Below are 23291 nucleotides of genomic sequence, written 5' to 3' on the forward strand. Positions count from 1 at the left end.
TGACTCAGCGAAATTATGTGGCCGTACCCAAGGCAGCAACAATAAAACGGATACACGGAATGAAGTGACTGTATACGTATGAGGGTGTATGAGTTTGCCCTCTTTCGGTGAGATTGGACTTACAACCATACTGGCATGATGCTGCATACACGCCAAAGCAAAGAGACAGACTTTGCTTCATAAGGAAAGGATCCAGATGCTCAGCACCTGGATCCTTTCACCTCCACCTCTGTGAGTGTATATCAGCAAGCGCTTACTCAGCGGCGGGAGCCTCTACCTCTTCGGTAGCTGCCTCAGCGGGCATATCGGTTGCCTCTTCAGATGCCTCAGCTTCCTCAGAAGCCTCCTCATCCTGATCCTTTTCAGGAGCACCCACGAGCACAGTTACCTCAGCGCGAATCTCGCGATACAGCGAGATCTCAACCGGATACACGCCAGCGAGCTTAATAGGGCGACCCAGCTCAACGCGCTTACGGTCAACCTCAACCCCAAGCTGAGCCTTGATGGCATCAGCGATCATCTGAGCAGTCACTGAACCAAAAAGCACACCCTCTTCGCCGACCTTAACGTCAACGCTTACAGACTTGCCAGACAGTGCCTCCTGCATCGTGTTGGCGTTGGAGATACGAACCTCCTCGCGCTTTGCGATGTTGCGGCGACGCTGCTCAAGCTGCTTTAGGTTACCTTTTGTAGCGGCAACGGCAAGCTTTTTGGGGATCAGGTAGTTCTCGGCGTATCCCTGGGCAACATCGATGACGTCACCCTCGCCGCCCTTGCCCTTGATCTCGTCAAGAAGAACGACTTTCATAGCTGCCTCCTTCCCTAGTCGCGATTGCGGTTACCACGGGAGGAAACCACGGGGACGGTGTACGGAAGCAGTGCCATCTCACGAGCGCGCTTAATGGCGTTCGCGATGTCATGCTGATGCTGTGTGCAAGCGCCAGTGACGCGACGCGGCTTGATCTTGCCGCGATCAGTCATATATTTGCGCAGAAGCTGAGTATCCTTATAGTCGATAAACTCAGTGTTCTCCTTGCAGAATTGGCAGTACTTGCGACGCGGCTGACGTGTTGCGTAATCATTAGCCATGTCTACATACCTTTCATGTACCTCGGACACCCCGCGCCGTTAGGCTAGAACGGGATATCCTCATCATAGACCTCAACCGTAGGTGGGGTCTGTACAGGCGCAGCGGGTGCAGGAGCGGAAGGAGCCTGATTGGTATAGGAGTTTTGCTGCTGAACATAGTTGCCCTGCGGAGCATACCCTCCTTGGCCACCTTGCTGGTTGCGAGAAAGAAACTCGATCTCGTCTACAACGACCTCAAGTTTACTTCTGCGTTGACCATCACGCTCCCAGGAGCTGTAACGCAGCTTCCCTTCGATTGCTACCTTCGCGCCCTTGGAGAGGTAGCGAGAAACAGCCTCAGCGCGGGTGCCAAACATGGTGCAATCCACAAAATTGGGATAGTCCTCCCACTCGCCGGTCTGCTGATTGCGCCGACGATCATTCACGGCAACGCCAAACGACATGACTTGCGTACCACCAGATGTGGCGCGCATCTCAGGATCGCGGGTGAGATTTCCAGATATGACAACTCGGTTGATGCTCATCTTGTTTCACTGCCTCTCAATCAAAGCGCGTACGCGCCCACTTCCATGTATTTACTCCGCTACATTCTCACGACGGACGATCATGTGCCGTACAACCGCATCGGTAATACGGAGAACGCGATCGAGCTCAGCGATCGTAGAGGAATCGGCATGGAAGTTAATGAGGGTGTAATCACCTTCGGTGAGCTTGTTGATCTCGTAGGCGAGACGGCGCTTGCCCCACTCGTCAACATTGTCGACCTTACCGTTACCCTCAGTGATCGTGGTATCGATACGCTTCATGACCGCGAGACGAGTCTCGGGATCCAGGGACGGGTCAACGAAGAACAGCAGTTCATAAGCCTTCATAGTGTCACCTCCTCTGGGCATAAGGCTCCAGGTCGTGAAGGTGCGCCTGGAGCAGGAAGACGCAGGACAGTATAGACGGCTACCCTGCTGCCTGCAAGCATATGAGCTGTTCTTTCATCAAAGCGCCCATGTGCTCAGCCTATGTACACATAGCTTCTGCAAGCGAGGTGCTTATGCGCGCTCTCACACGCTCTCTTCCATACCACATCAGCCATCTTACCTGCAAGAACTTACAGATAACCTGTAGAGCCTATGCATGTTCTCACGGTAGTCTCACGGTGTTTTAACACCACAGCTCACAGGCAGGCGTGCGAGGCGTGAGCATCGGATTAGCTACTCTTTTTCCGAAACATCTCCACAGGATTGAGAAGACTCATTATCGTTCTGAGGTAGCGGCAGCGAGCTCGCTGGGCTCACGATGTGCTCCGTCTGAGCGTCGCCATCAAGCTCCTGAGATCCCTCGGTTTCCTCAGCTTTCTCAACACCATCTTGTTGCTGAGCATCTCCGGCAGCTTCTGGCGCAAGCACGGTTGTTGCTTGCTCATTGGTAGTAGGTGTTGCAGAAGAGGCTACGTTTGCTACATTTACATCTTCTGTAGGCTTTGAGACAGTGGGCGCAACAGGGGTCACAGGTTGAGCTGGCTCAGTAGGAGCTGTAGATGCCTGCTGGACCTGCACTGGCACACCTGCTGGCAGTGGATCTTCCGATTTACCCCAATGCTCTACATCAAAGCGAGAAAACCACTGTCCCACAGCATGTACCGTCACCAAGTTCAGCGCGGTATTTAAGACAGCCCCAATAAAGAGCACTACGATGCCCAATACAACTAATCCCATCACCGCACCTCCCCCTGATGTAAGAAGTTCACGGCTTAAAAGAGAGATAAACTCGCTGCTACTCAACTCAGCAGACTGCACAATAAAGGCAGCAGATAGGCTGTTCATCAAGAACAGTGAGAACGCAATGATCGCGAGAAAACTCACAAAGGCTGCGAATACAGCAGCAATCACGCCTGCAATCACCGCAACTAAATAGGTCTTAAAAAATCCCCGAACATCGCGAGAAATCATTTCAAAGATACGATCGAGACGCCAACCGGCCTGAAATCGGTCATACAGAACCGCGCGCAGCGAGGCGGCCATGATGACCACAGAAATCAGTGAGTTGAACACGACCGCAACAATAGCGTAAGACAAGCCTTTGCTTGCAAACGCTAAGGGAAGAAGATCAGTATTCCCATATGCCAAGCTCAGCCAGTCAAAAGAATGAAATAAGAGAATGCTTTGAATGATGGCAAGCGCACAACCCATGCTGAGGCGAACCAAAAATACGCGGACTCCGGTAGTAAGAATCTTGTTCCGATCAACACCAGACTGCTTAGGTGCAGAATTTACACCCCAGGCACTCAGACGAGCCCACTCATTTGCAAAGCCTAAAAATACGATCGATCCAAAGATAGGAATCCATGATAATACGGCAAGTATTAGTACGGGCTTAATCCAACCTTTATCCCGCGTCAGTGACTTCCAAGAGCTCATAAAGCTTGGATTCTGCGCTTGCATAGGTGCTCCTCTCATACATTACATTTCTTAATTATATTTATAAAACGTAAGAAACAATTCAGCACTCAGTAAACTCCAGCTCATTAGACGAGTTATAAATCCTGATCAGATACGGTTAATCGTCAAATACGACTGGCTCGATTGAGTCAGAACCGTTTCGATATAGAGATACTTCGATGTATGAGTGCGAGAACATGAAAAAGCTGGCGGAGGAGGAGGGATTCGAACCCTCGTACGGGGAACACCCGTAAACGGTTTTCGAGACCGCCGCATTCAACCACTCTGCCACCCCTCCGCATGGGGTGAACGTCATGTATGCGTTTTAGCATGACGAGAAATACTGGCGGAGAGTCAGGGATTTGAACCCTGGAGACGCTTTTGGCGCCTACACGATTTCCAATCGTGCTCCTTCGGCCACTCGGACAACTCTCCGTGAAGTGCACAGGTAATTTTAGCGGAATCGGAGCAGTGCGCAAGAGGTCGGATTACACATATTCCGAATCGCGACAAGTCGTAGCACTTTGCATACCGTATATGAACTACCATCAGTACGTATTTCACCATAGATTCGTGCGTATAGAGCACTCATGGCAACAGGCTTTGGAGGTTATTGAGAATGGCGCTCTTTCATTCACTCCCCACATTGCTTGCGGTGTTTCCTCATATCTCAGCTGATCCTGTCTCGGTACCCGTGGCCATCGAGATGCTAGCGGTGATCGCCGCTTCAGCGGCAGGCGTGATGAGTGCGAGAAAAGATGATCTAGACTATGTTGGAACGGTCGGTATTGCCATTGCCTGCGGTTTAGGCGGAGGCCTGCTGCGCGATATGATTTTGCAGCAAGGCGATGTCTATATCATCAGTCAACCCTTAGCGCTTCCTATCGCTATCGGTGCCGCCACACTTACCTTTGCGTTTCCCGATTTGGTGGAGCGATCAGATAAAAGCCTGGCAATTTTGGATATTTTTGCCGTTGGCCTCTATGCAGCCATGGGAGCAGAGAAGGCAATGCGATTTGGGCATGTACCACTCATCTGCGTCATGATGGGATTTTTTACCGCAGTGGGCGGTGGCATGATCCGCGATGTTTTGCTGAACCGAGTTCCTGTAATCTTTCGACAGAGCAATCTCTATGCAATTGCCGCTATTGCTGGGGCGATCACCTTCGTAGGTGGAGTTGAGCTTGTTGGTATGCCAAAGATGGCTGCTTTGATTCTTTGTACGGCACTCACCATGGTGCTGCGTTGGCTGTCCCTTCGATATAACATCTTGAGCCCTACCGAGGCTGATCTTGGCCGCATAACACGACCGCTCCGCCAAATTGGTAGCAGAAAAACCATTGAGCCCATTACCCGTGTTGAACAGCCTCCGCGATCAGAAAAAGCTCTTGATGAGCGTCGTGAACGAGTTCAAGCAGAAATTGCCCGCCGACGCTCAAAACGGCGAGGGCAGGCAAAATCGAAGGCTGAATAGGCAACTACCTGACGCCTCACTCACTGTTCGGTAACGTACGTGCACAGCCAGCCATATATCTCAGGCACATCTCAGCCGCAGACCGTATATCTGCATGCAGATCAAGCTACGCAGAAGCCTCACACAACAGTAACGACAGCAGTAGTGAGCGGAAAACTTACGCCCGATTGGAATTGAGGGCGCGAGCAGCTGCCTTCTTGCGGTCGGTTGCATTCAAGAGACGCTTGCGTATCCGAATCGTTTTCGGAGTAATCTCGACCAGCTCATCATCAATAATGTATTCGAGTGCTTCTTCCAGCGAGAAGGTACGAGGTGGCACCAATTGAACGGAAATATCCGCAGTCGATGAGCGCTGGTTGCCCAGGTTTTTTGTACGGGCAATATTGACGACCATATCTCCTGGCTGATTGCGCTCTCCTACCAGCATGCCCTCATAACACTCGGTGCCCGGAGACACGAAGAGCGAGCCGCGCTCTTGCAGGGTACCTAGGGCATAGGCAACCGCTTTTTCGGTTGTCATAGAAATCATGGCACCATTATTGCGGCCACCAATATCTCCGGCATACGGACCATACTCTAAAAAGTTATGGTAAAAGACGCCCTCACCATGTGTGACATTGAGCACGCGATTCTTTAGTCCCATGATTCCACGTGTGGGGATCGTAAACTCCAAGTGGGTAACCGTTGTGCCGGTTGCCATATTAGTCATTGTGCCACCGGCATTACCAAATACTTCAATCACCTTGCCCGCATACTCATCGGGACACTCAACAACTGCCTGCTCGATTGGCTCCACCGTACGCCCTTGTTCATCTTTTTTGATGAGTACCTGAGGGCGGCCAACCTGAAACTCAAAACCTTCACGACGAAGGGTTTCCATCAAAACTGAAAGATGAAGGATGCCTCTGCCAGAAACCTCGACACCACTCTTATCTTCCAACTCTTCTATCTTCATCGTGACATTGTTCTCACGTTCAGCAAACAAGCGCTCCTTGAGCTGGCGAGCTCCAACAATATCACCCTCACGTCCCACCAAAGGAGACGTTGATGCTTCAAATACAATAGAAAGTGTTGGTGGATCAATCTCAATAGGATCCAGATCAACCGGGGATGCAGGATCGGTATACACATCTCCAATATCCGTACCTTCAATTCCCACAACCGCAGCAATATCTCCCGCAGAAACCGAATTGCACTCCGTGCGGCCTAGATAGTCAAAGGTGAAGAGTTGTTTTACTGGTGCTGTCTGTGTACTGCCATCGTTTTTGACCACAAGCAGGGTGTCTCCTGCATGAATCGTGCCTGACCACACACGTCCAATACCAATACGGCCAACAAAATTAGAATGATCAACGGTTACGCATTGCATCGCCAAAGGAGCATCTGGATCTGCATCAGGAGCTGGCATGTCATCCAAGATCATATCGAGCAAAGGATACATATCCATCGTCTCATCAGACGGATGCAGGCGGGCAAAACCATTCACCGCGCTGGCGAAAATAACGTGCTCCATTGCAAACTCAAGCTGCTCGTCGGTAGCGCCCAGATCAGCCATCAGATCCAAGCAATCGTTATACGCACGCTCAGGCTCAGCACCTGGCCGGTCAATCTTGTTAATCACAATCATGATCTTTAAGCCAGTATCAATGGCGTGACGCAAGACAAAACGAGTTTGCGGCATAGGTCCCTCAAAGGCATCCACTAACAGTAAGGCACCGTCTGCCATACGCAACACACGCTCAACCTCACCGCCAAAATCGGCGTGGCCAGGCGTATCAATCACATTGATCTTGACGCCCTTGTATTCGATTGAAATATTTTTTGCGAGAATTGTAATGCCGCGCTCGCGCTCCTGGTCATTTGAGTCAAGTACTCGCTCCTGCACCTGTTGGTTGGCGCGGAATGCATCAGTTGCGCGCAAAAGCTTATCAACCATGGTTGTTTTCCCATGATCGACATGAGCGATGATTGCGATATTACGAAGATTCTCGATGCGCATGCATATCCTTCTACTCAAAATATGGTGGCCGTCTGCCACTCAAACGTGAAAATCATACCGACGAGCACGCTCGATGCAAGACAAGGAGGCTACCCTCACTTGACCATCACAGAGCCACCACGGTTCTCACGGAATTCTTTCAGGGTGTTATCTGGTATCTCACACTTAGATGAGCGGATCTTCAGCGCCAGCTGGGAGTGGATCTCCCCACACAAACCGATCACCCTCACCAATGTTTGCAATGGGAAGGTAGGCAGAGTATCCACTCTTTTGCCCACGCTCGTAAAAGCTCACGAGGATCGCATCTTGATAGGTATCGCCATCTTGCACCATGCCCACATAGGCAATGGCATAGCGCACAATCTTTCCGATCCCTTGCGAAGGAGTACTCCCAGCATCATGAACAACCATACGCTCAGCAGCACTAAGGCAGGCTTCTAGCCCATCTTCGGTAAAGGTCGCGTCATACCGATTTGCCTGAGCGTCCTCATAACACAAGATGACTCCATCCCACTCGCCTTCTGCAAGCGCATCAAGCATATGGTTGAGCATGTCTTGCACCATGGTATCAAGCTCTAGCGAAACCTTATCGGTGCTCTCGCTGTGATCCTTCACGCCATCTTCCTTAAAAGTCATCTGGAGAGAGGTTTTTTACGAAATCATCGAAGCGACCAATCTCATCATCAGTATTGCTATCAGTGCCGCTCACGATATTTCCTGCACGATTCATCACATCATCATCAACATAGATTGGCGTGTTAGAACGTACAGCAAGTGCCAAGGCATCACTTGGGCGCGCATCAATGCGAAGTTCACGAGTAGAGCTTCCATGCTCTTGTTCTGCGTCGACCATAATAAGGCTGGCATAAAAGATGGGAGCATCGACCCGGTCAATCTCGACGCGCTCCAGCTTGGCACCTAATTTAGAAATTACCTCAGTCATCAGATCGTGCGTGATCGGCCTTTTGCTGGCAGATCGGTCAATCCCTCGACCAATTGAGGCCGCTTCCACCGTACCTGTTCTGATTGATAAGGCGCGAAGGGGCGTCGTGGGATCTGGACGGTCTCCCCGCTCTCGCAGAATAACAACGGATGGCACAGGGCCGTCCGCCATGATAATAGTTTCAATATCGACGCGGATCATGCTCTCCTCCTTGCTCCATCCGGTCTCATAGAGTGACGGTATCGTACCCGATTTCTGTGATTCAACCCATGTTTCTCATCTACCCAGAAAAAAGTGTTGACGAATCGAGAACACCTAGGCTACTATCGATCGAGCGATGGACCTGTAGCTCAGTTGGTTAGAGCGTCCGGCTGATAACCGGGAGGTCACAAGTTCGAATCTTGTCAGGTCCACCACTTCTTTCGCAATAAACACTCCAGCGAGAGCCGAGTCGCCGCTGGAGTGTTTATTACCGTGGGGGTTTAGCTCAGCTGGGAGAGCGCGGGCTTTGCAAGCCTGAGGTCAGGGGTTCGATCCCCCTAACCTCCACCATTTTTCTTTCTTACACCTACATCATGCATCTGAATATCGTTTTGAGTGTTGTGGGTGCGAATACGCTCTTAGCTTCGCACTCAACCTATAACCCTAATCTGTCCTCTCAAAACGGCTCATCAAACGAATTGGAGCTGCGGGGCTTACCCCCACAGCTCCAACACATCTAAGGCGAGCGTATCCTCATTGTGTACGCTCGCTACTCTTTCCTAGAGCGATCAGGCGTACTCAGTTGTTTTAGAAGTCAACGTCCTGGTCGTTGTAGACGCACTCCAAGAGACGCTCCATTTCCTCCTGCGTAGGTGTGCGCGGATTGGAAAGCGTGCAAGCATCTGCAATGGCGTTTGTTGCCACGTCGCTCAGTTTGGACTTGAACTCCTCATAGTCGATGACAGACTCGTCAGCCTTCACGCCACCAGCACCGTAGTTCTTAATACCCTGCGGGATATTGAGGGCATCATTGAGCTCACGGATCTTTTGTACCAGAGAGGATACGAGCTCTTCGTCAGTCTCGCCATCAAGATGCAAGACCTCGCGAGCGATATAGGCATACCGGCTCCGAGCACGATCATCTTTTGCGTTGAACTGAATAACCTTGCCAAGATACATGGCGTTTGCGCAACCATGGATGATGTGGTCACCCGTAAAGGCAGCACCGGTCTTATGAGCCATAGAGTGAACAATGCCCAGCAAACCTGACGAGAAGGCGATGCCTGCAATGCACTGAGCCTCATGCATGTGGCGGCGTGCCTCATGATCACCCTGATACGAACGGGGCAGCCACTCAACAATCTCACGAATTGCGTGCAGAGCATTGGCGTCGGTAAACATTGAGGAGACAGTGGATACATATGCCTCAATTGCATGAGTCAGTGCGTCCATGCCGGTGTGTGCGCAAAGCTTTTGCGGCATCGTATAGGTAAGCTCAGGGTCAACAATAGCCACGTCAGGCGTGATATTGAAGTCTGCGAGCGGGTACTTGATGCCCTTCTCATAGTCAGTAATAACAGAGAAGGCCGTTACCTCAGTTGCGGTACCAGAGGTAGAGGCAATAGCGCAGAACTTTGCCTTCTGACGAAGCTCAGGGAAGCTAAAGGGCACGACGGCCTGCTCAAAGGTCTCATCAGGATACTCATAGAAGAGCCACATAGCCTTTGCAGCATCGATCGGTGAGCCTCCGCCCAAACCAATGATCCAGTCAGGCTGGAAGTCCTGCATAGCCTTTGCGCCACGCATCACGGTCTCTACTGAAGGGTCAGACTCAACGCCCTCAAAAATCTCAACCTGAAAACCAACCTCTTGTAAGTCAGCCTCAATGTCTTGCAAGAAGCCACCGCGACGCATGGAGCCACCACCGGTGACAATCATGGCACGCTCACCTTTGAGCTTCTTGACCTCATGGCGAGCACCCTCACCAAAGAACAGGTCGCGTGGGTTAGTAAACTGTCCCATATCGATTCCCTCCCACTCCGAGGCCACATGGCCTTCGAATTACAAACGGGGCACCGAATCGGCCCCGTAATAGCCCTCTGTGCGCAACGGCGAACATATGACGCAACACGTTTGGTGTATCTATAAGTATAGCACCGGGCGTACCTGCATATCACATACCAATCGCCCGCCATACACCTCAGAATGAGCGTACGGCGGGCGACGATTATTACCTATATGAGAGGTAGTGCCTATTGCACCATGTTGTTACACAAACACTGGTTTATTCATCCATCAGATCCTCGAGTGCCTCATCACCTGAGCCAATATCAACGCGCTCATCATCAGATCCATCTCCTCCTGCGGCATCTAAATCAAGCGCACGTTGACCTTCAGCGACCCCTGCTGCCTTAGGCTTTTTCTTTGCACTCGTCATACGAGCGACTGCCACGATACTGTCACCATCAGACACATTCATCATTTTGACGCCTTGTGTTGCACGCCCAGTCTGAGAGATCTCAGCGGTCTTCACGCGGATGACCGTTGCTTCCTCCGTAATAATGAACAGCTCATGCTGAGGACCGATGACCTTCATAGCAGCAAGATTACCCTTACGATCCGTCATCTGGATCGTATAGACGCCTTGTCCACCTCTACCTTGCGTGGGGTAATCCTCAATCGGTGTACGCTTACCATAGCCGCGCTCAGTTACCACAAAGAGGTCACCGCGACCGTTGGTAATTTCCATACCTAATACCTCAGCATTGCCCTTTAAGGTCATGCCACGAACACCTGAGGTATCTCGCCCGGTTGCACGTACATCAGACTCTTCAAACATAATGGCTTTCCCTGCAGAGCTTGCAAGAATGACCTTATCGTTCTCACGAACACGGCGAACACCAAGCAAGCGGTCGTTGTCACGAAGCTTAATGGCAATAATGCCATCGCGGCGCACGCGACCATAAGCACTCATCACCGTCTTTTTCACCATGCCGGAAGCTGTTGAGAACATCAGGAAATCAGTATCTGGAAACTCGCGGCAGGAGATCACGCTTGCGATCTTTTCGCCCTCACTGAACGGCAGTAGGTTCACGATAGCGGTACCGCGCGCCTGGCGAGATCCAATGGGCAGCTCATGTACCTTCAAGCGGTATACCTTGCCACGATTTGAGAAGAAGAGAACAAACTCATGCGTGCTCGCGATAAACATCTCATCGATCACGTCATCTTCTTTTAAGTTGGCACCCGAGACACCCTTGCCACCACGACGCTGGCTGCGATAGGTAGCAACAGGAATACGCTTCACATAGCCCGTGTGAGTAATCGTCACCACCATATCCTCATCAGCGATGAGATCTTCAATATCTAAATCGCGCTCGGCTTGCGTAATCTCGGTACGACGCGGATCCCCAAACTTCTTTGAGATCTCTCGCATCTCTTCCTTAATAACTGCCAAGATCTTGTCTTCATGAGCCAAGAGATCCTCGTAGTAGGCAATCGCCCGGCGGAGACCTTCAAGCTCTTCCTCAATCTTGTCACGCTCAAGACCGGTGAGGCGGCGGAGCTTCATCTCTAAAATCGCCGTTGTCTGCTCCGGTGAGAATCCAAAACGCTCACGCAGGCGACTCGATGCTTCTGAGTCCGTCTGAGAAGACCGGATGATTGAGATAACCTCGTCGATATGATCGAGGGCTAATAAATATCCTTCCAGAATATGAGCGCGTGCGCGTGCTTTTTTCAGATCAAACTGTGTGCGGCGAGTAATAACATCTACCTGGTGATTCACATAGTGATGCAAAATCTCGGGCAGGGAGAGGCATTTTGGTACGCCTCCGACCAAGGCAAGGTTATTCACACCAAAGGTCGTTTGCAGCGAGGTGTACTTATAGAGGTTATTGAGAACAACCTGAGGGATAATCCCTTTCTTGAGCTCAATCACCAGACGAATGCCCTTTGAGGTGGACTCATCGCGCATATCAGAGATACCTTCAATGCGCTTTTCATTCACCAGTTGAGCAATCTTCTCTTGTAAGGTGCCCTTATTCACCTGGTAAGGAACCTCAGTGAACACGAGGCGGTTCTTACCGGTTTTAGTTGACTCAACATGAGCTTTCGCGCGGATAGTAATCGATCCACGACCCGTCTCATACGCCTGACGAATTCCGTCTCTACCCATAATGAGGGCACCGGTTGGAAAGTCCGGGCCAGGCATAATCTTCATCAGCTCATCGACGCTCACCTCTGGGTTGTCGATGAAATAGCAGGTTGCTTCAACCGCCTCAGAGAGATTGTGCGGCGGCATATTGGTTGCCATACCAACCGCAATACCATTGGAACCATTCACCAACAGATTGGGGAAGCGCGCTGGTAGAACCTGAGGCTCCAAGAGCGACTCGTCGTAGTTTGGTTGCCAATCTACCGTTTCTTTTTGAAGATCGCGGAGAATTTCCATGGCAGGCTTAGCAAGGCGGCTTTCGGTATAACGCATGGCAGCCGCAGAGTCACCATCGATATTTCCGAAGTTACCATGACCATCCACTAAAGGTGTGCGCATCGAAAACCATTGAGCGAGGCGCACCATCGTGTCATAGACAGCCAAGTCTCCGTGTGGGTGGTACTTACCAATTACTTCACCAACCGTCCACGCACTCTTTTTGTGCGCGCGGTTAGGGAAGATACCACTCTCATTCATGGCATATAAAATGCGGCGATGAACCGGTTTTAAACCATCTCGAACATCAGGAAGCGCACGAGCAGTAATAACCGACATGGAGTACTCGATGAAGCTTTGTTTCATCTCTTGGCCGAACTCAGAGACCTGTAAGCGACCACCGTGAAGATCTTCTCCTGCGTGCTCACCACGATCTACCTCGCCAAAACTCTCCTCGAGCTCCTCATCCTGATCAATCTCATCCTCTGCGCGCGCGTCTGGATCATACACATCACTATCTTCATCATGCTCCGCTCGCTCAAGTAAGCGGCGAAGATCTTCAGGCATACCCTCATGAGTATCCTCGGTGTTGTGCTCATTTCCATCATTGACGATATCGTCTGCCACTGCATCCTCCTAGCAGATCGCTCATATGTTCAAGTGCCTTAGGTAAGGACTTGGGTGTGTTTACGCATCCAGGAATCGGGCGTCGCGAGCATGCTTTTCAATGTAGTCGCGGCGGTAGCTCACTTCACTACCCATCAATTCACGAACTGCCCGCTCAGCCATCACCGCATCATCAATGGTGACGCGCTGTAAAATCCTGGTCTTCGGATCCATTGTGGTAGAAGCGAGCTGCTTGGGATCCATCTCACCCAAACCCTTATAGCGCTGAACGGTATAACCACGGCGGCGGCGTTGCGGCTTACCATCTTTGGTTTCTTCAGGCTCTTCAGGTGCAAGACCAAGCTCAGTGATAGTCTCAGCCAAAATCTCATCTTCTGCTTGGCGTCCATTGGGGTAGACGTAGTGAATCTTGTTACGCACTTTCACGCCAAAAATAGGCGGGCATGCCACATACACATAGCCGGCATCAATGAGCGGACGCATGTATTTATAGAAGAAGGTGAGTAAAAGAATACGAATATGAGCACCGTCTACATCAGCGTCCGTCATGATAATAATCTTGTGATAGCGCGCCTTGGTAATATCAAAGTCTCCCCCATCACCTAGACCCGTGGTCACACCAGTACCAATGGCGGTAATGAGCGACTGAATCGTCTCTGATGAAAAGGCTCGGTGATCGCCTACGCGCTCAACATTTAAGATCTTTCCACGGAGTGGCAAAATTGCCTGAATATCGCGGCGGCGACCATCCTTTGCAGAGCCACCTGCCGAGTCACCCTCTACGATAAACAGCTCAGTCATCTCGGGATCGCGCACGGAACAGTCAGCGAGTTTGCCAGGCAGGCTCGCGGTCTCAAGCAAGCTCTTTCTCCGTGTTGCCTCACGAGCTTTACGGGCGGCATTTCTAGCCTTACTTGCTTGTTGAGCCTTCTTAACGATTTCTCGACCTTGTTTGGGATGCTCCTCAAGGTAGTCCGTCAGACCCTCAGTAACGGTTTTTTGTACGAGTGTACGCATAAACGAGCTACCAAGCTTAGCCTTTGTTTGACCTTCAAACTGGGGATCAGAAAGCTTGACGGAAATAACCGCTGTTAAACCCTCACGAACATCATCACCGGTAAGGTTTGAGTCTTTTTCCTTAAGGATATTTTGCTTGCGCGCATAGTCATTAATCACCTTGGTGAGCGCAGTGCGGAACCCTTCTAGATGCATGCCACCCTCAGGCGTATTAATGTCATTTGCAAATGAGAGCACCGTCTCGGAATACGAGGTATTCCACTGCATAGAAACTTCTACTTCACCGGTTCTTTCAACCGGAGCATCCGGTTCAGAAGCACCTGTGAGATAGATTGGCCGCTTGAGCCCATCAGGGACTGACTTACCCTCATTGAGAAATTTGACAAAGTCAACAATGCCGCCGGTATAGCAAAACTCTTCAACCCGGGGAGCGAGTTCACGCTCGTCGGTAATGGTGATCTTTAAACTCTTATTAAGAAATGCTGTCTCTTGTAGGCGATCACGCAAAGTGTCGTAGTTAAAGACCGTCGTCTCAAAGATCTCTTCATCAGGCCAAAACGTTGTTGTAGTACCCGTTGCTTTCGAGGTTCCAACGGTCTTCATTTTCTCGGTTGTATGGCCACGTGAGAACTGCATCTCATAAATCTTGCCATCACGTTTGACTTGAACAACCATATGTTTTGAGAGTGCATTTACCACCGAAACACCCACGCCATGCAAGCCACCAGACACCTTATAGGCTGAGTTGTCAAACTTACCTCCAGCATGAAGGATCGTCATAACCACTTCTAAGGTTGGGATTTTTTTCACGGGATGACGATCAACCGGAATACCTCGACCATTATCAACAACCGTGATGGAATTATCAGCATGAATGGTCACTGAAATGCGGGTTGCATATCCTGCCATTGCCTCATCAACGGAGTTATCAACAATCTCGTAGACGAGGTGGTGCAGGCCACTTGCACTGGTGGAACCGATATACATGCCAGGGCGCTTGCGCACTGCATCAAGGCCCTCGAGGATCTTGATCTCCTCACCGCCGTACTCGTTCTTCTTTGCCACGCCTGCAGCTCCTCTCAAAATCTTTTTCTCTATCTTCACAACTGTATTAGTTTACCGGAAAACAGCCGTACTGTCTCTTGGTTGGAAATAGGGCTACAAGACAACACAATGCCTTCTACGCCTTGCTTTACGGTTTTTGGCTCTTTTTCCACTCAAGATGTGCCTTCTCGGCTTTTTTTAAGGCTTCACGGAGGCGTTTGTCAGAAACCACCGAGAGTGCTTGATCGAGCTGCTTTTCTTCTTTTTGCGTAAGTGGCGTGGTAAGAACAGGAGCTTTTTGTTGTGAGTTCGTAGGTTTTGAAGCCCAGGTTTTTGGCCGTACATATCCTGGGCGTGAAGTTTTCACCTGGATCGAACTGATATGCACTCCATAGTGAGCCATACGCGCTCGAATAATCTCACGCATCATAAAGAGCTCTTGCGCCCACGCAGCTGCGTCAGCATATACCACCAGCACATTATCTTCTGGCAGATAATGCAGACCAGTCACATGTCTGCCTTCTCGAGTATGTTGAGCAACGTGATTCCACGCACGAAAGACCAGAACTCTCCGACGTGCCGCATCCATCTGAGCTTGCTCTTTAGGCTTTGCTTGGCGATAGATGTCTTGAGCCATCTTTTTTGCAACATCACCAAGAGAAAAAGTACTGTGCTCAGATGCTGAAGAACTACGATGTGCCATGAATCTTCACCACCTGAGCCCTCTCTACCATATCGCTTTCAAAATACCCGAGGTTTGTTGTTGTAATAACCGATTGAATCCCATCATCAAGCAGTGTCATAAAGGCAGCTCTTCGCGTTTGATCAAGCTCACTCATGACATCATCTAATAACAAGATAGGATAGTGACCGAGGATATCTTTTGTGACCATGACCTCGGCTATCTTCCATGCAAGTACTAAGGTGCGCTGTTGACCTTGACTCGCAAAACTCCGTGCATCACAGTCGTTAATCTGAAATAGAATTTCATCTCGATGAGGGCCGGTGAGGGTCAGTCCACGACGATCTTCTTCAGCTTGGCGAGTATGCAATGCATCTAAAAACCCTCGCTTAATCTCTTCCTGATTCAGCTCGATTGTATTCGAGTCCAGCTGAAGGCAATTGAATAGATACTCTTTGTCTTGTAAGCCCTCATATACCTGATCTTTATCTGTTTCACCAGACAACTCATCGTATTCATGCACGTGCTGAACTATAGGAGCAGAAGGAGCATACTGTATCGATAGCCGCTCCTGAGGTGCGAAACGAGCATGTACTTCATGCATCCGCTCAGCAATCCGAGTCAGAAGACGCGCTCGGTGAATCATGAGTTGGGACCCTGCAGAAACCAACGCTTCATCCCACGCAGCTCGCAGAGACTGATCAGTCAAACCATCTCTCAAGAGTGCATTTCTCTGCTCAAGCGTTTTTGTGTAGGTAGACACGAGCTCAGCGTATTTTCCATTTAACTGAGATCCAAAATCATCAAGCGCATCTCTCCGTATATGAGCAGATCGCTTGATCATATCAAGATGATCAGGACAGAACAGGACGCTTGGTAATATGCCGTGCACGCCGTTTGCACGAACTGCCTTCGTGTTTATCGTGAAACGTTTTCTTGCCTTTTCTATCTCGCATGCCATATCAATCTGTCGTCCCTCACCCTCAAGGCGAAGTTCAATGTTTGCTCGCATATCACCTACGTGAATCAAATCTTGAGGAGCGGGACGGCGGAACGACTGACCGGTTGTTAACAGCTGAATTGCTTCAATAAGATTGGTCTTACCGGAAGCGTTCGGTCCCACCAAAATGGTTGTACCACGCCCTAAGGCAAGGTCAAACGCTGTATAACTGCGAAATAAATTAAGAGCAAGCGTGCGAGCAATTAACGACATGTACTGCTCTTATATACGCACGGGCATAACGAGGTAGAGATAATTGATCGTATCTGCGCTCTTAAACACACCTGCCTGCGTATAGCTTTGCAACTCGAGCGTCATCTCCTTCTCTTGAGACAACACGTTTAAGCAGCCAAAAATATAGTGGTAGTTAAAGGCAATAACGCCCGACTCCCCTTGAACCTCAACCTCAAGCGTCTCGTGTGCAGCGTCTTGATCATTTGAGATGGCGGAAAGTGCCAGAATGCCTGCCTCAGCGTCAATATCAAACTTCACGGCGGAGTTATTTTGAGCAATGACTGCCACACGCTTAAGAGCAGCTTTCAGCGCTTCGACGTCAATTTTTACCATGGTCGCACAGGTAGACGGCAAAAGAGCTCGATAATTTGGATAGGTACCCTCAATTCTTCGAGCGATATAGGTGGTGTCTCCTGCAACAAACACAACCTGTGTCTCAGTGGCACCAATGAGAATTGATCCTTCACCACCCGTTATTGAGAGTGCATCAGATAAGGCTTCTGCTGGAACGTTCAACTCAAAAGCACCCTCAAGCGAGGATGTCTCAACATGTGTGTCACAGACCGCTAACCGGTATGAGTCGGTAGCAACCAGACGCACCGTATTGTTTTCGACAGTGGTAAACACACCATTTAAAACAGGACGATTGCGATCAGTTGATGTCACACGCCAGACACGCCCGACCATTTCAGATAAAACCCCTGCAGGAAGCTCTACTGAATTCACGAGGGTATACGCTGGAAACTCAGGAAAATCGCCCACATCGAGGGTGCTTAAGCGAAATGAGCTTTTAGCGCAGGTGATAGAAACCTGACGATCCTCAGTGGTGAAAGACACGGGGGCATCCGGAAGGGTTTTGGTGATATTGGCTAAGATTTTGCAAGGTATAACCACAGCCCCTGCTTCATCAACTCGCGCAGCAATGCGATGACGAATCGAGATCGTGTAGTTTGATGTTTGAAATTCAATAACTCCATCTTCAGCACGGATCAAAACGCCCGCTAGGATGGGAAGGGTTGAGGTTCCAGAAGCTCCTTTCATAACAACTGAGAGAGCACTGGCGAGTGAGGCTTGGCTGACCGTAAACTGCATCCCTATTCTTCCTTCCTTAAGTAAATACTAGTAACAATAATAATAAAGGCGTTAATCTTGTGGATAAGGAGCATTCCCTCACTTCATACGCGGAAAAGATACCCAACGAAGGTGTGGGAAACTTTTCGACTTCTCAACATCTCTGACATGCGTCTGTATCTCTCCCCTAGCTTACGTGATCTATGCACGACTTTTCCCAATCATTTCCACCGACTTTTCAACAGCTCTCATGAACGGAGGGTGATCTTGTTCTTGAGCTGCTGGAGATCCTCACAGATTCGTCGATCCTCTTTAATCTTTTTCTCAACAACCTTCAAGCTATTGATAACCGTTGAATGGTCGCGTCCTCCAAACTGCTCACCAATGGCCTTTGAGCTTAAATCGCAGAGGCTATTTGCAAGATAGACTGCGACGTGGCGCGCAAACGCAATATCGCGTGAGCGGCGAGGCCCAATCAGTTCTTCATGGCTGATATGGTAGAACTCCTCTACCACCGCCTGGATGGTATCGATATGAATGATCTTATGAGCTGTATCAAAGTACTCATCTGCGACACGCTCAATATCTTCAGCAGTAAGCTCTGTACCGGATTGCTCTCTTTCAAACGAGAGGCTTGCGCAACGCTCGCAGAAGCTTTCAAGCTCTCGAATGTTATTTCCTGAAATTTCAGACATATGACGAAGCTGTTCGTCGGTGAGCTTGCCTTCATGAGTCTGGAAGGCTCCGAGAAGACTTGCGTCAACATTCATCTCAGCAGCCTTATCACCCCCGAGAATAATAGTCTCGTAGTAGCGCTTTAAGATGGTGTACTTCATCTCAAAGCCCGGCTCAGAAACCAAGCAGAGCATGCCTGCGTTAAAACGGCTGGTGAGTCGCTCATCCATACCGAGTTTTTTCGGAGCTCGATCTGAGGCAATAACAACCTTTTTGTTCTCGCGGATAAATTCATCCATTAGGCTAAAGAAGTACTCAATTGAGGCCTGCTTACCAATGATGTTTTGAATATCGTCAATAATCAAAACATTTGCATCATGGTAGTCGCGCAAGATTGCTCGATTCTCAGTTTTTTGTCGTGCGATTTCATTAATAAAGTCATCAATATACGCCTGAGAGTTAGCGTATTTTACGCGGATGTGAGGCTTATGCTCGGCAAGATAGTTTTTGATTGCGAGCAATAGATGCGTCTTTCCAAGACCTGACCCCCCATAGATGAAAAGAGAGTTGCACTGACCTGGTTCATCTGCAAAGGCGGCAAAGCGCTGAGACGAATGATAGGCATGTTTATTCTCATCACCATATACAAAGGTATCAAAGGTAAATTTTGAATTGATATGAACCGACGGTGCCTTTGTGCTTGTGGTAGGAGTTACCTCGACTGCGGGACTTTCCTGAACCCGTTTAATCATCCTGAGGTAGTCCTCATGACTCAGCGTGTTTTGAACCTTAATTGCCGGCTCTTTTACACGTTCTTGCTGATCGCGCTCAAACTCGGGCTGATCTGCAAAGCCACTCTTTTGATGAGGTGCTACCGGAAGTGTTGCCCGTGCGTTTATCACTGATCCAGCATGCGCGTTTGTTGGTGTGTCATAGAGCTCGTCTTCTGCGTGCGACTCACCCGTGTTGGTATTGCTGACAGATAAAAGAGGTGACTGTGATTGTGCTGTTTGATGCGTTACGCGCTGCCGTTGATCTGGTGTACGTATTGGTGAGGATTGGGGAGTTGGCAAGGTTGGAGGAGGAATAACCCCTTCTTCTGAGATAACCAATGTGAGTGGAGTAAAGGCAATTTGCTCGAGATAACCCTCAATGAGGTTCTTATTACGTTCGAGATATGAGCTTGCAAAGCGGCTCGGTGCCTCAATGGTGAGCTTATGATCGGTGAGGTGAGCCGCACGAGATTGAGCGAGCATCTGTACCAGACGCTCGTCGTGTCCGTCGTGTTGAAGATAAGCCACAGCATCAGTGAGAAGGATACTCGCTTCGCTTTCCATATCAATCCTTTATCATCTTAACGTCATCTACCTGCATGTTGTTCTATCCAAATCTTGCCCATCTCGGTCAAGATCCGCTTTTGTCCTGACTTCAAAACAAGGCCTGCTTTTGTAAGTGCTTCAAGCTCGCGTGACCATGTGGCATTTGATAATCCAAGTGCGGCGGTAAGTTCGGTGGGTCCTGCAGTGGTGTGAGTTGCAAGAAACTGAAGAGCAGCCATGCCGCGCTCAGAAATCTGTGGTTCGGTGATAGTCGGTGAGACTGCGTGAGCCGGAACTTCATACGGAGCAGGATAGCTATACGGTGTTCCATATGATCCGTGATACATTATAGGGGCTGATGATGGAGGTGCTTGTACGTTGTGCGTATACCATCGTTGTGTGATGGGATCCCAAATTGTGCGAGGTGGTACCTGGGATTGGTTGGGTGGTGTAGGAGGTACCCATGATGGTGCAGCGGGTGCGGTTTCTGGATATGTAGTCTGTTCTGGATATACTACCTGTGTTGGTGAGTAGGGTGTATCTGGTGAGGTTGTGCCATATACGTGCGCCGGAGTCTGATGATTCGTGTTACTTATATCAGTAGGGCTTGCGGTAACTGCAGTATGTGTGTGATCTCCGCGAACAGCAGCACCTCTTCCACCTGCTTGGGTGACTTGGTCTTTTCGAGCAGGATCAATGGTGACGGTAACCACGGTCCCTTTTCCCAGATTATCTTCAATCGAGATGGCTCCACCGGCGTTTTCTAAATACTGTTGCACCATCGGAAACCCAGCGCCAGTTCCTCTGATATAGCGCTTCTGTTCACGATCTGCAGAGGTGATACCAAACTCAAAGGCACGCTCTTTATCTGCAATACCTGGTCCTTGATCTGCAAACCGAACAGTGTTTCCATCATCTAAAACCGAAATAATCGGTTCAACAAAGTGCGCGTGGATAAAGTTCTCGACAATCTCTCGGATCACCATGAGTGAGATTCGTCCACCCTGCTCTCTCATGCATCGATAAACAGTATTGGTAACGTCTTCTAGGTAGCTTCGGACGTCACGCGGTTCAATAATGATGACGCGCGGGGTGGAAAGCATATCGTCATACACTGCAATACGAGTGGCGTAACGTACCTGTTCAGCTGTTTTGAGCTCATGCTGTTCTGATTGGTTTGAGCCGTCTGCTCCAGATGTGGCTTCTGTAGCTAGGTGAGATACAAGGTCAGAATCTTGATCAGTACCCTCGTTGACATGCTTGTCATAATTAACTTCGATAGCACGTTCCGTACCCTGCTGTACTGCAAGGCTTTTGAGATGTGAGTTGTCTGGTACCGGATCGCCTGAATCGACGAACGGATAGAACGTGTCGGTCATCACACTCTCATTCTTCGTAGGTGCCCGTCTAGGATACAACGACCGAGGCTTCCAAAGTTTTCAACATGTTTTCCAAAATTGTGGAAAGATGAAGAAAAGAAAGAAAAGTTATCAACATATATGGAAATACCTGTGGAAAACCTTGAAAGAATCATGAAAAGAAAAAAAGACTGAATGAGATCTCTGTGAGGACACTGCGATTCATCTCGGTATTTCCTCACCTTCGTTTGACAGTCGAACAGCGCATTCCCTACAATCTCTTAGCTCACGAGCCTTAATAACAGGCTATCCATATGCACCAGGAGGATGTCCACCATGAAGCGCACCTATCAGCCGAACAATCGCAAGCGCGCCAAAACTCACGGTTTCCGAGCACGTATGGCTACGAAAGGCGGCCGCGCGGTACTCGCTCGTCGTCGTGCAAAAGGACGCAAGCGTCTCACAGTGAGCGATAACTAAGAGCAACGCGAACCTATGAGGACCATCAAGTCCCCTCAAGATTTTGAGCGGGTGTTTTCACGGGGTAAACGATATAACCATCCCTTACTCCGTATGGTCATTCAAACGTGTTTAGATGAAGGCGATCCTGGTCGGGTCGCCTTTGTTGCTGCAAAGCGACTGGGAACAGCGGTGTTTAGAAACCGATCGAAACGTATGCTGCGAGCAGCGGCATATCAATGCGGTTTCCCACTACCGGGGTATGACCTCATTCTCTTTGCAACGAAAGACACTGCTGCGGCGCATATAGATGAACTCTCTCAAGCGTTGCAAAAGCTCGTGAGACGCTCAGGAGCTACAGCTCAGGTTAACCAGTGTTTGAATACGAATAAAGAATGCTGGTAGAAGATGTGTAAGAACCGTTTAAATCTTGGTACGCACGCATTAATCGCGCTTGTCAAGTTATATCAAAAGGTTATCTCTCCTTTGCTTCCAGACGCCTGTATATACATACCGACTTGTTCACAGTATGCTGTTGAAGCCCTTATGTCTCACGGGGCTCTTCGTGGATCATGGCTTGCTCTTCGCCGTGTTCTTCGTTGTAATCCATTTCATCTTGGTGGATTTGACCCAGTGCCTCCGGCACGGTAGTTCTTTGGAAGGAATCTCATGTGGGATTGGATCGTTAATATTATCTTCCAGGTGTTGCAGCTCATTCAGGGCTTTGCAACTGACTGGGGACTTTCAATCATCATTCTTGTTTTAATTATTCGCTTGATCCTAACCCCACTGCTTCTGAAGTCTACCAAGGCTTCTGCGCGCATGCAGGTTTTGCAGCCTAAGCTGCAGGAGATTCAAGAGCGTTATGCTGACGATCCTCAGCGTCAGCAAGAGATGATGCAGAAGTTTTATAGTGAGAATAAGTTTAATCCGCTTGCTGGCTGCTTACCGCTGCTGGTGCAGATGCCAATACTTTTTGCCTTATTTACACTCTTACGTAACCTTCCAGACTATTTCCCCGATTCAACCAGTCACTTCTCTTTTTACAATATTCTTCCTGACTTAACGATGACGCCCTCGCTTGCGTTTACGCACGGTGTCGAGGTGGCTCTTCCGTATGTGGTGGTGCTGCTGTTATTTGCAGTCCTCACACTGATTCCAACGTTGTATCAGTCGCGCAATCAAACAGGTACCCAGGCTCAAAGTATGCGTGTAATGGCTATCGTTATGACTATTATGATGCTTTGGATGGGCTGGAATCTTCCTGCGGGCGTCCTTTTGTACTACGACGTATCGTCGCTTTGGCAGGTTGTGCAACAGCTTCTGGTCACCCAGCGTGTTATGGAAAAAGCGAAGCAAGATGAAGAGGCACGGTTTGCAGACGAACCTATCGAGGTCGATGTTGTACGTCGTGAACGCGCTCCTCGCCCCCGAAAAAAGAAGTAAGCATATAT

21 protein-coding genes and 4 tRNA genes are annotated in these 23291 nt (G+C 49.6%); 7 read left to right on the forward strand and 18 right to left on the reverse strand.

What is annotated here, in order from left to right:
- Positions 1-253: 253 nt before the first annotated feature.
- The 7 genes from rplI to K6V98_RS05400 form a co-directional block, all read right to left on the reverse strand.
- Positions 254-808 carry a 50S ribosomal protein L9 gene (rplI, locus tag K6V98_RS05370; RefSeq protein WP_222199497.1) on the reverse strand — a complete coding sequence of 185 codons (555 nt, stop codon included), beginning with the start codon at positions 806-808 and terminating at the stop codon, positions 254-256.
- Positions 809-822: 14 nt separating this feature from the next.
- Positions 823-1089 carry a 30S ribosomal protein S18 gene (rpsR, locus tag K6V98_RS05375; RefSeq protein ID WP_222199498.1) on the reverse strand — a complete coding sequence of 89 codons (267 nt, stop codon included), beginning with the start codon at positions 1087-1089 and terminating at the stop codon, positions 823-825.
- A gap of 44 nt (positions 1090-1133) precedes the next feature.
- Entirely contained in the window at positions 1134-1613 is a 480-nt protein-coding gene (locus K6V98_RS05380) for a single-stranded DNA-binding protein (protein ID WP_222199499.1), read from the reverse strand.
- Positions 1614-1664: 51 nt separating this feature from the next.
- A complete protein-coding gene (rpsF, locus tag K6V98_RS05385) occupies positions 1665-1961 on the reverse strand; it encodes a 30S ribosomal protein S6 (RefSeq protein ID WP_222199500.1) in 297 nt (98 codons plus the stop codon).
- A gap of 333 nt (positions 1962-2294) precedes the next feature.
- A complete protein-coding gene (locus tag K6V98_RS05390) occupies positions 2295-3524 on the reverse strand; it encodes a DUF4013 domain-containing protein (RefSeq protein WP_222199501.1) in 1230 nt (409 codons plus the stop codon).
- A gap of 204 nt (positions 3525-3728) precedes the next feature.
- Positions 3729-3819, reverse strand: a tRNA-Ser gene (locus K6V98_RS05395).
- A gap of 46 nt (positions 3820-3865) precedes the next feature.
- Positions 3866-3956: transfer RNA gene (locus K6V98_RS05400), tRNA-Ser, on the reverse strand.
- 184 nt (positions 3957-4140) lie between these two features.
- On the opposite strand from K6V98_RS05400, the gene K6V98_RS05405 reads away from it, so the two are divergent.
- Positions 4141-4995, forward strand: a complete 855-nt coding sequence (locus tag K6V98_RS05405) for a trimeric intracellular cation channel family protein (protein ID WP_222199502.1) — start codon at positions 4141-4143, stop codon at positions 4993-4995.
- Positions 4996-5152: 157 nt separating this feature from the next.
- Here the strand turns inward: K6V98_RS05405 and typA are convergent, their stop codons facing one another.
- The 3 genes from typA to K6V98_RS05420 all read right to left on the reverse strand — a co-directional run bounded on the left by typA (position 5153) and on the right by K6V98_RS05420 (position 8138).
- Entirely contained in the window at positions 5153-6994 is a 1842-nt protein-coding gene (typA, locus tag K6V98_RS05410) for a translational GTPase TypA (RefSeq protein WP_222199503.1), read from the reverse strand.
- Positions 6995-7159: 165 nt separating this feature from the next.
- Positions 7160-7609, reverse strand: coding sequence for a hypothetical protein (locus K6V98_RS05415; RefSeq protein ID WP_371734528.1), 450 nt, complete (start codon positions 7607-7609; stop codon positions 7160-7162).
- 10 nt (positions 7610-7619) lie between these two features.
- A complete protein-coding gene (locus K6V98_RS05420) occupies positions 7620-8138 on the reverse strand; it encodes a bifunctional nuclease family protein (RefSeq protein WP_222199505.1) in 519 nt (172 codons plus the stop codon).
- A gap of 138 nt (positions 8139-8276) precedes the next feature.
- On the opposite strand from K6V98_RS05420, the gene K6V98_RS05425 reads away from it, so the two are divergent.
- Together K6V98_RS05425 and K6V98_RS05430 are read left to right on the forward strand one after the other, a co-directional pair.
- Positions 8277-8353: transfer RNA gene (locus K6V98_RS05425), tRNA-Ile, on the forward strand.
- A 60-nt stretch (positions 8354-8413) separates the two neighbouring features.
- A tRNA-Ala gene (locus K6V98_RS05430) sits at positions 8414-8489 on the forward strand.
- A 237-nt stretch (positions 8490-8726) separates the two neighbouring features.
- On the opposite strand, the gene K6V98_RS05435 is transcribed toward K6V98_RS05430, so the two are convergent.
- The 8 genes from K6V98_RS05435 to K6V98_RS05470 all read right to left on the reverse strand — a co-directional run bounded on the left by K6V98_RS05435 (position 8727) and on the right by K6V98_RS05470 (position 21399).
- On the reverse strand, positions 8727-9941 hold the full coding sequence (locus tag K6V98_RS05435) for an iron-containing alcohol dehydrogenase (RefSeq protein ID WP_222199506.1): 1215 nt from the start codon (positions 9939-9941) through the stop codon (positions 8727-8729).
- Between the two features lie 262 nt (positions 9942-10203).
- The gene (gene gyrA, locus K6V98_RS05440) at positions 10204-12918 is read right to left on the reverse strand and encodes a DNA gyrase subunit A (protein WP_306792794.1); all 2715 of its coding nucleotides are present in this window, start codon (positions 12916-12918) and stop codon (positions 10204-10206) included.
- A gap of 120 nt (positions 12919-13038) precedes the next feature.
- Entirely contained in the window at positions 13039-15060 is a 2022-nt protein-coding gene (gene gyrB, locus K6V98_RS05445; protein WP_222199507.1) for a DNA topoisomerase (ATP-hydrolyzing) subunit B, read from the reverse strand.
- 127 nt (positions 15061-15187) lie between these two features.
- A complete protein-coding gene (locus K6V98_RS05450; RefSeq protein WP_222199508.1) occupies positions 15188-15742 on the reverse strand; it encodes a DciA family protein in 555 nt (184 codons plus the stop codon).
- A complete protein-coding gene (gene recF, locus K6V98_RS05455; protein WP_222199509.1) occupies positions 15729-16934 on the reverse strand; it encodes a DNA replication/repair protein RecF in 1206 nt (401 codons plus the stop codon). Before recF ends, K6V98_RS05450 begins: the two co-directional genes overlap by 14 nt.
- A gap of 9 nt (positions 16935-16943) precedes the next feature.
- Positions 16944-18047, reverse strand: coding sequence for a DNA polymerase III subunit beta (dnaN, locus tag K6V98_RS05460; RefSeq protein WP_222199510.1), 1104 nt, complete (start codon positions 18045-18047; stop codon positions 16944-16946).
- Between the two features lie 227 nt (positions 18048-18274).
- Positions 18275-20038 carry a DnaA ATPase domain-containing protein gene (locus K6V98_RS05465; RefSeq protein ID WP_222199511.1) on the reverse strand — a complete coding sequence of 588 codons (1764 nt, stop codon included), beginning with the start codon at positions 20036-20038 and terminating at the stop codon, positions 18275-18277.
- A gap of 23 nt (positions 20039-20061) precedes the next feature.
- Positions 20062-21399 carry an ATP-binding protein gene (locus K6V98_RS05470; protein WP_222199512.1) on the reverse strand — a complete coding sequence of 446 codons (1338 nt, stop codon included), beginning with the start codon at positions 21397-21399 and terminating at the stop codon, positions 20062-20064.
- Between the two features lie 315 nt (positions 21400-21714).
- On the opposite strand from K6V98_RS05470, the gene rpmH reads away from it, so the two are divergent.
- From rpmH to K6V98_RS05490, 4 genes are read left to right on the forward strand one after another with little or no spacing between them, the layout of a single operon-like run.
- The gene (gene rpmH, locus K6V98_RS05475) at positions 21715-21858 is read left to right on the forward strand and encodes a 50S ribosomal protein L34 (protein WP_222199513.1); all 144 of its coding nucleotides are present in this window, start codon (positions 21715-21717) and stop codon (positions 21856-21858) included.
- A gap of 15 nt (positions 21859-21873) precedes the next feature.
- Positions 21874-22242 carry a ribonuclease P protein component gene (gene rnpA, locus K6V98_RS05480; RefSeq protein WP_222199514.1) on the forward strand — a complete coding sequence of 123 codons (369 nt, stop codon included), beginning with the start codon at positions 21874-21876 and terminating at the stop codon, positions 22240-22242.
- Between the two features lie 3 nt (positions 22243-22245).
- Positions 22246-22488 (forward strand): membrane protein insertion efficiency factor YidD, encoded by a 243-nt coding sequence (gene yidD, locus K6V98_RS05485; RefSeq protein WP_222199515.1) that lies wholly within the window; start codon positions 22246-22248, stop codon positions 22486-22488.
- Between the two features lie 18 nt (positions 22489-22506).
- Positions 22507-23283 (forward strand): YidC/Oxa1 family membrane protein insertase, encoded by a 777-nt coding sequence (locus K6V98_RS05490; protein WP_222199516.1) that lies wholly within the window; start codon positions 22507-22509, stop codon positions 23281-23283.
- Positions 23284-23291 lie beyond the last annotated feature (8 nt).

Origin of the sequence: Collinsella ureilytica (assembly GCF_019795105.1) — a bacterium.
GTDB classification, from domain to species: Bacteria; Actinomycetota; Coriobacteriia; order Coriobacteriales; family Coriobacteriaceae; genus Collinsella; species Collinsella ureilytica.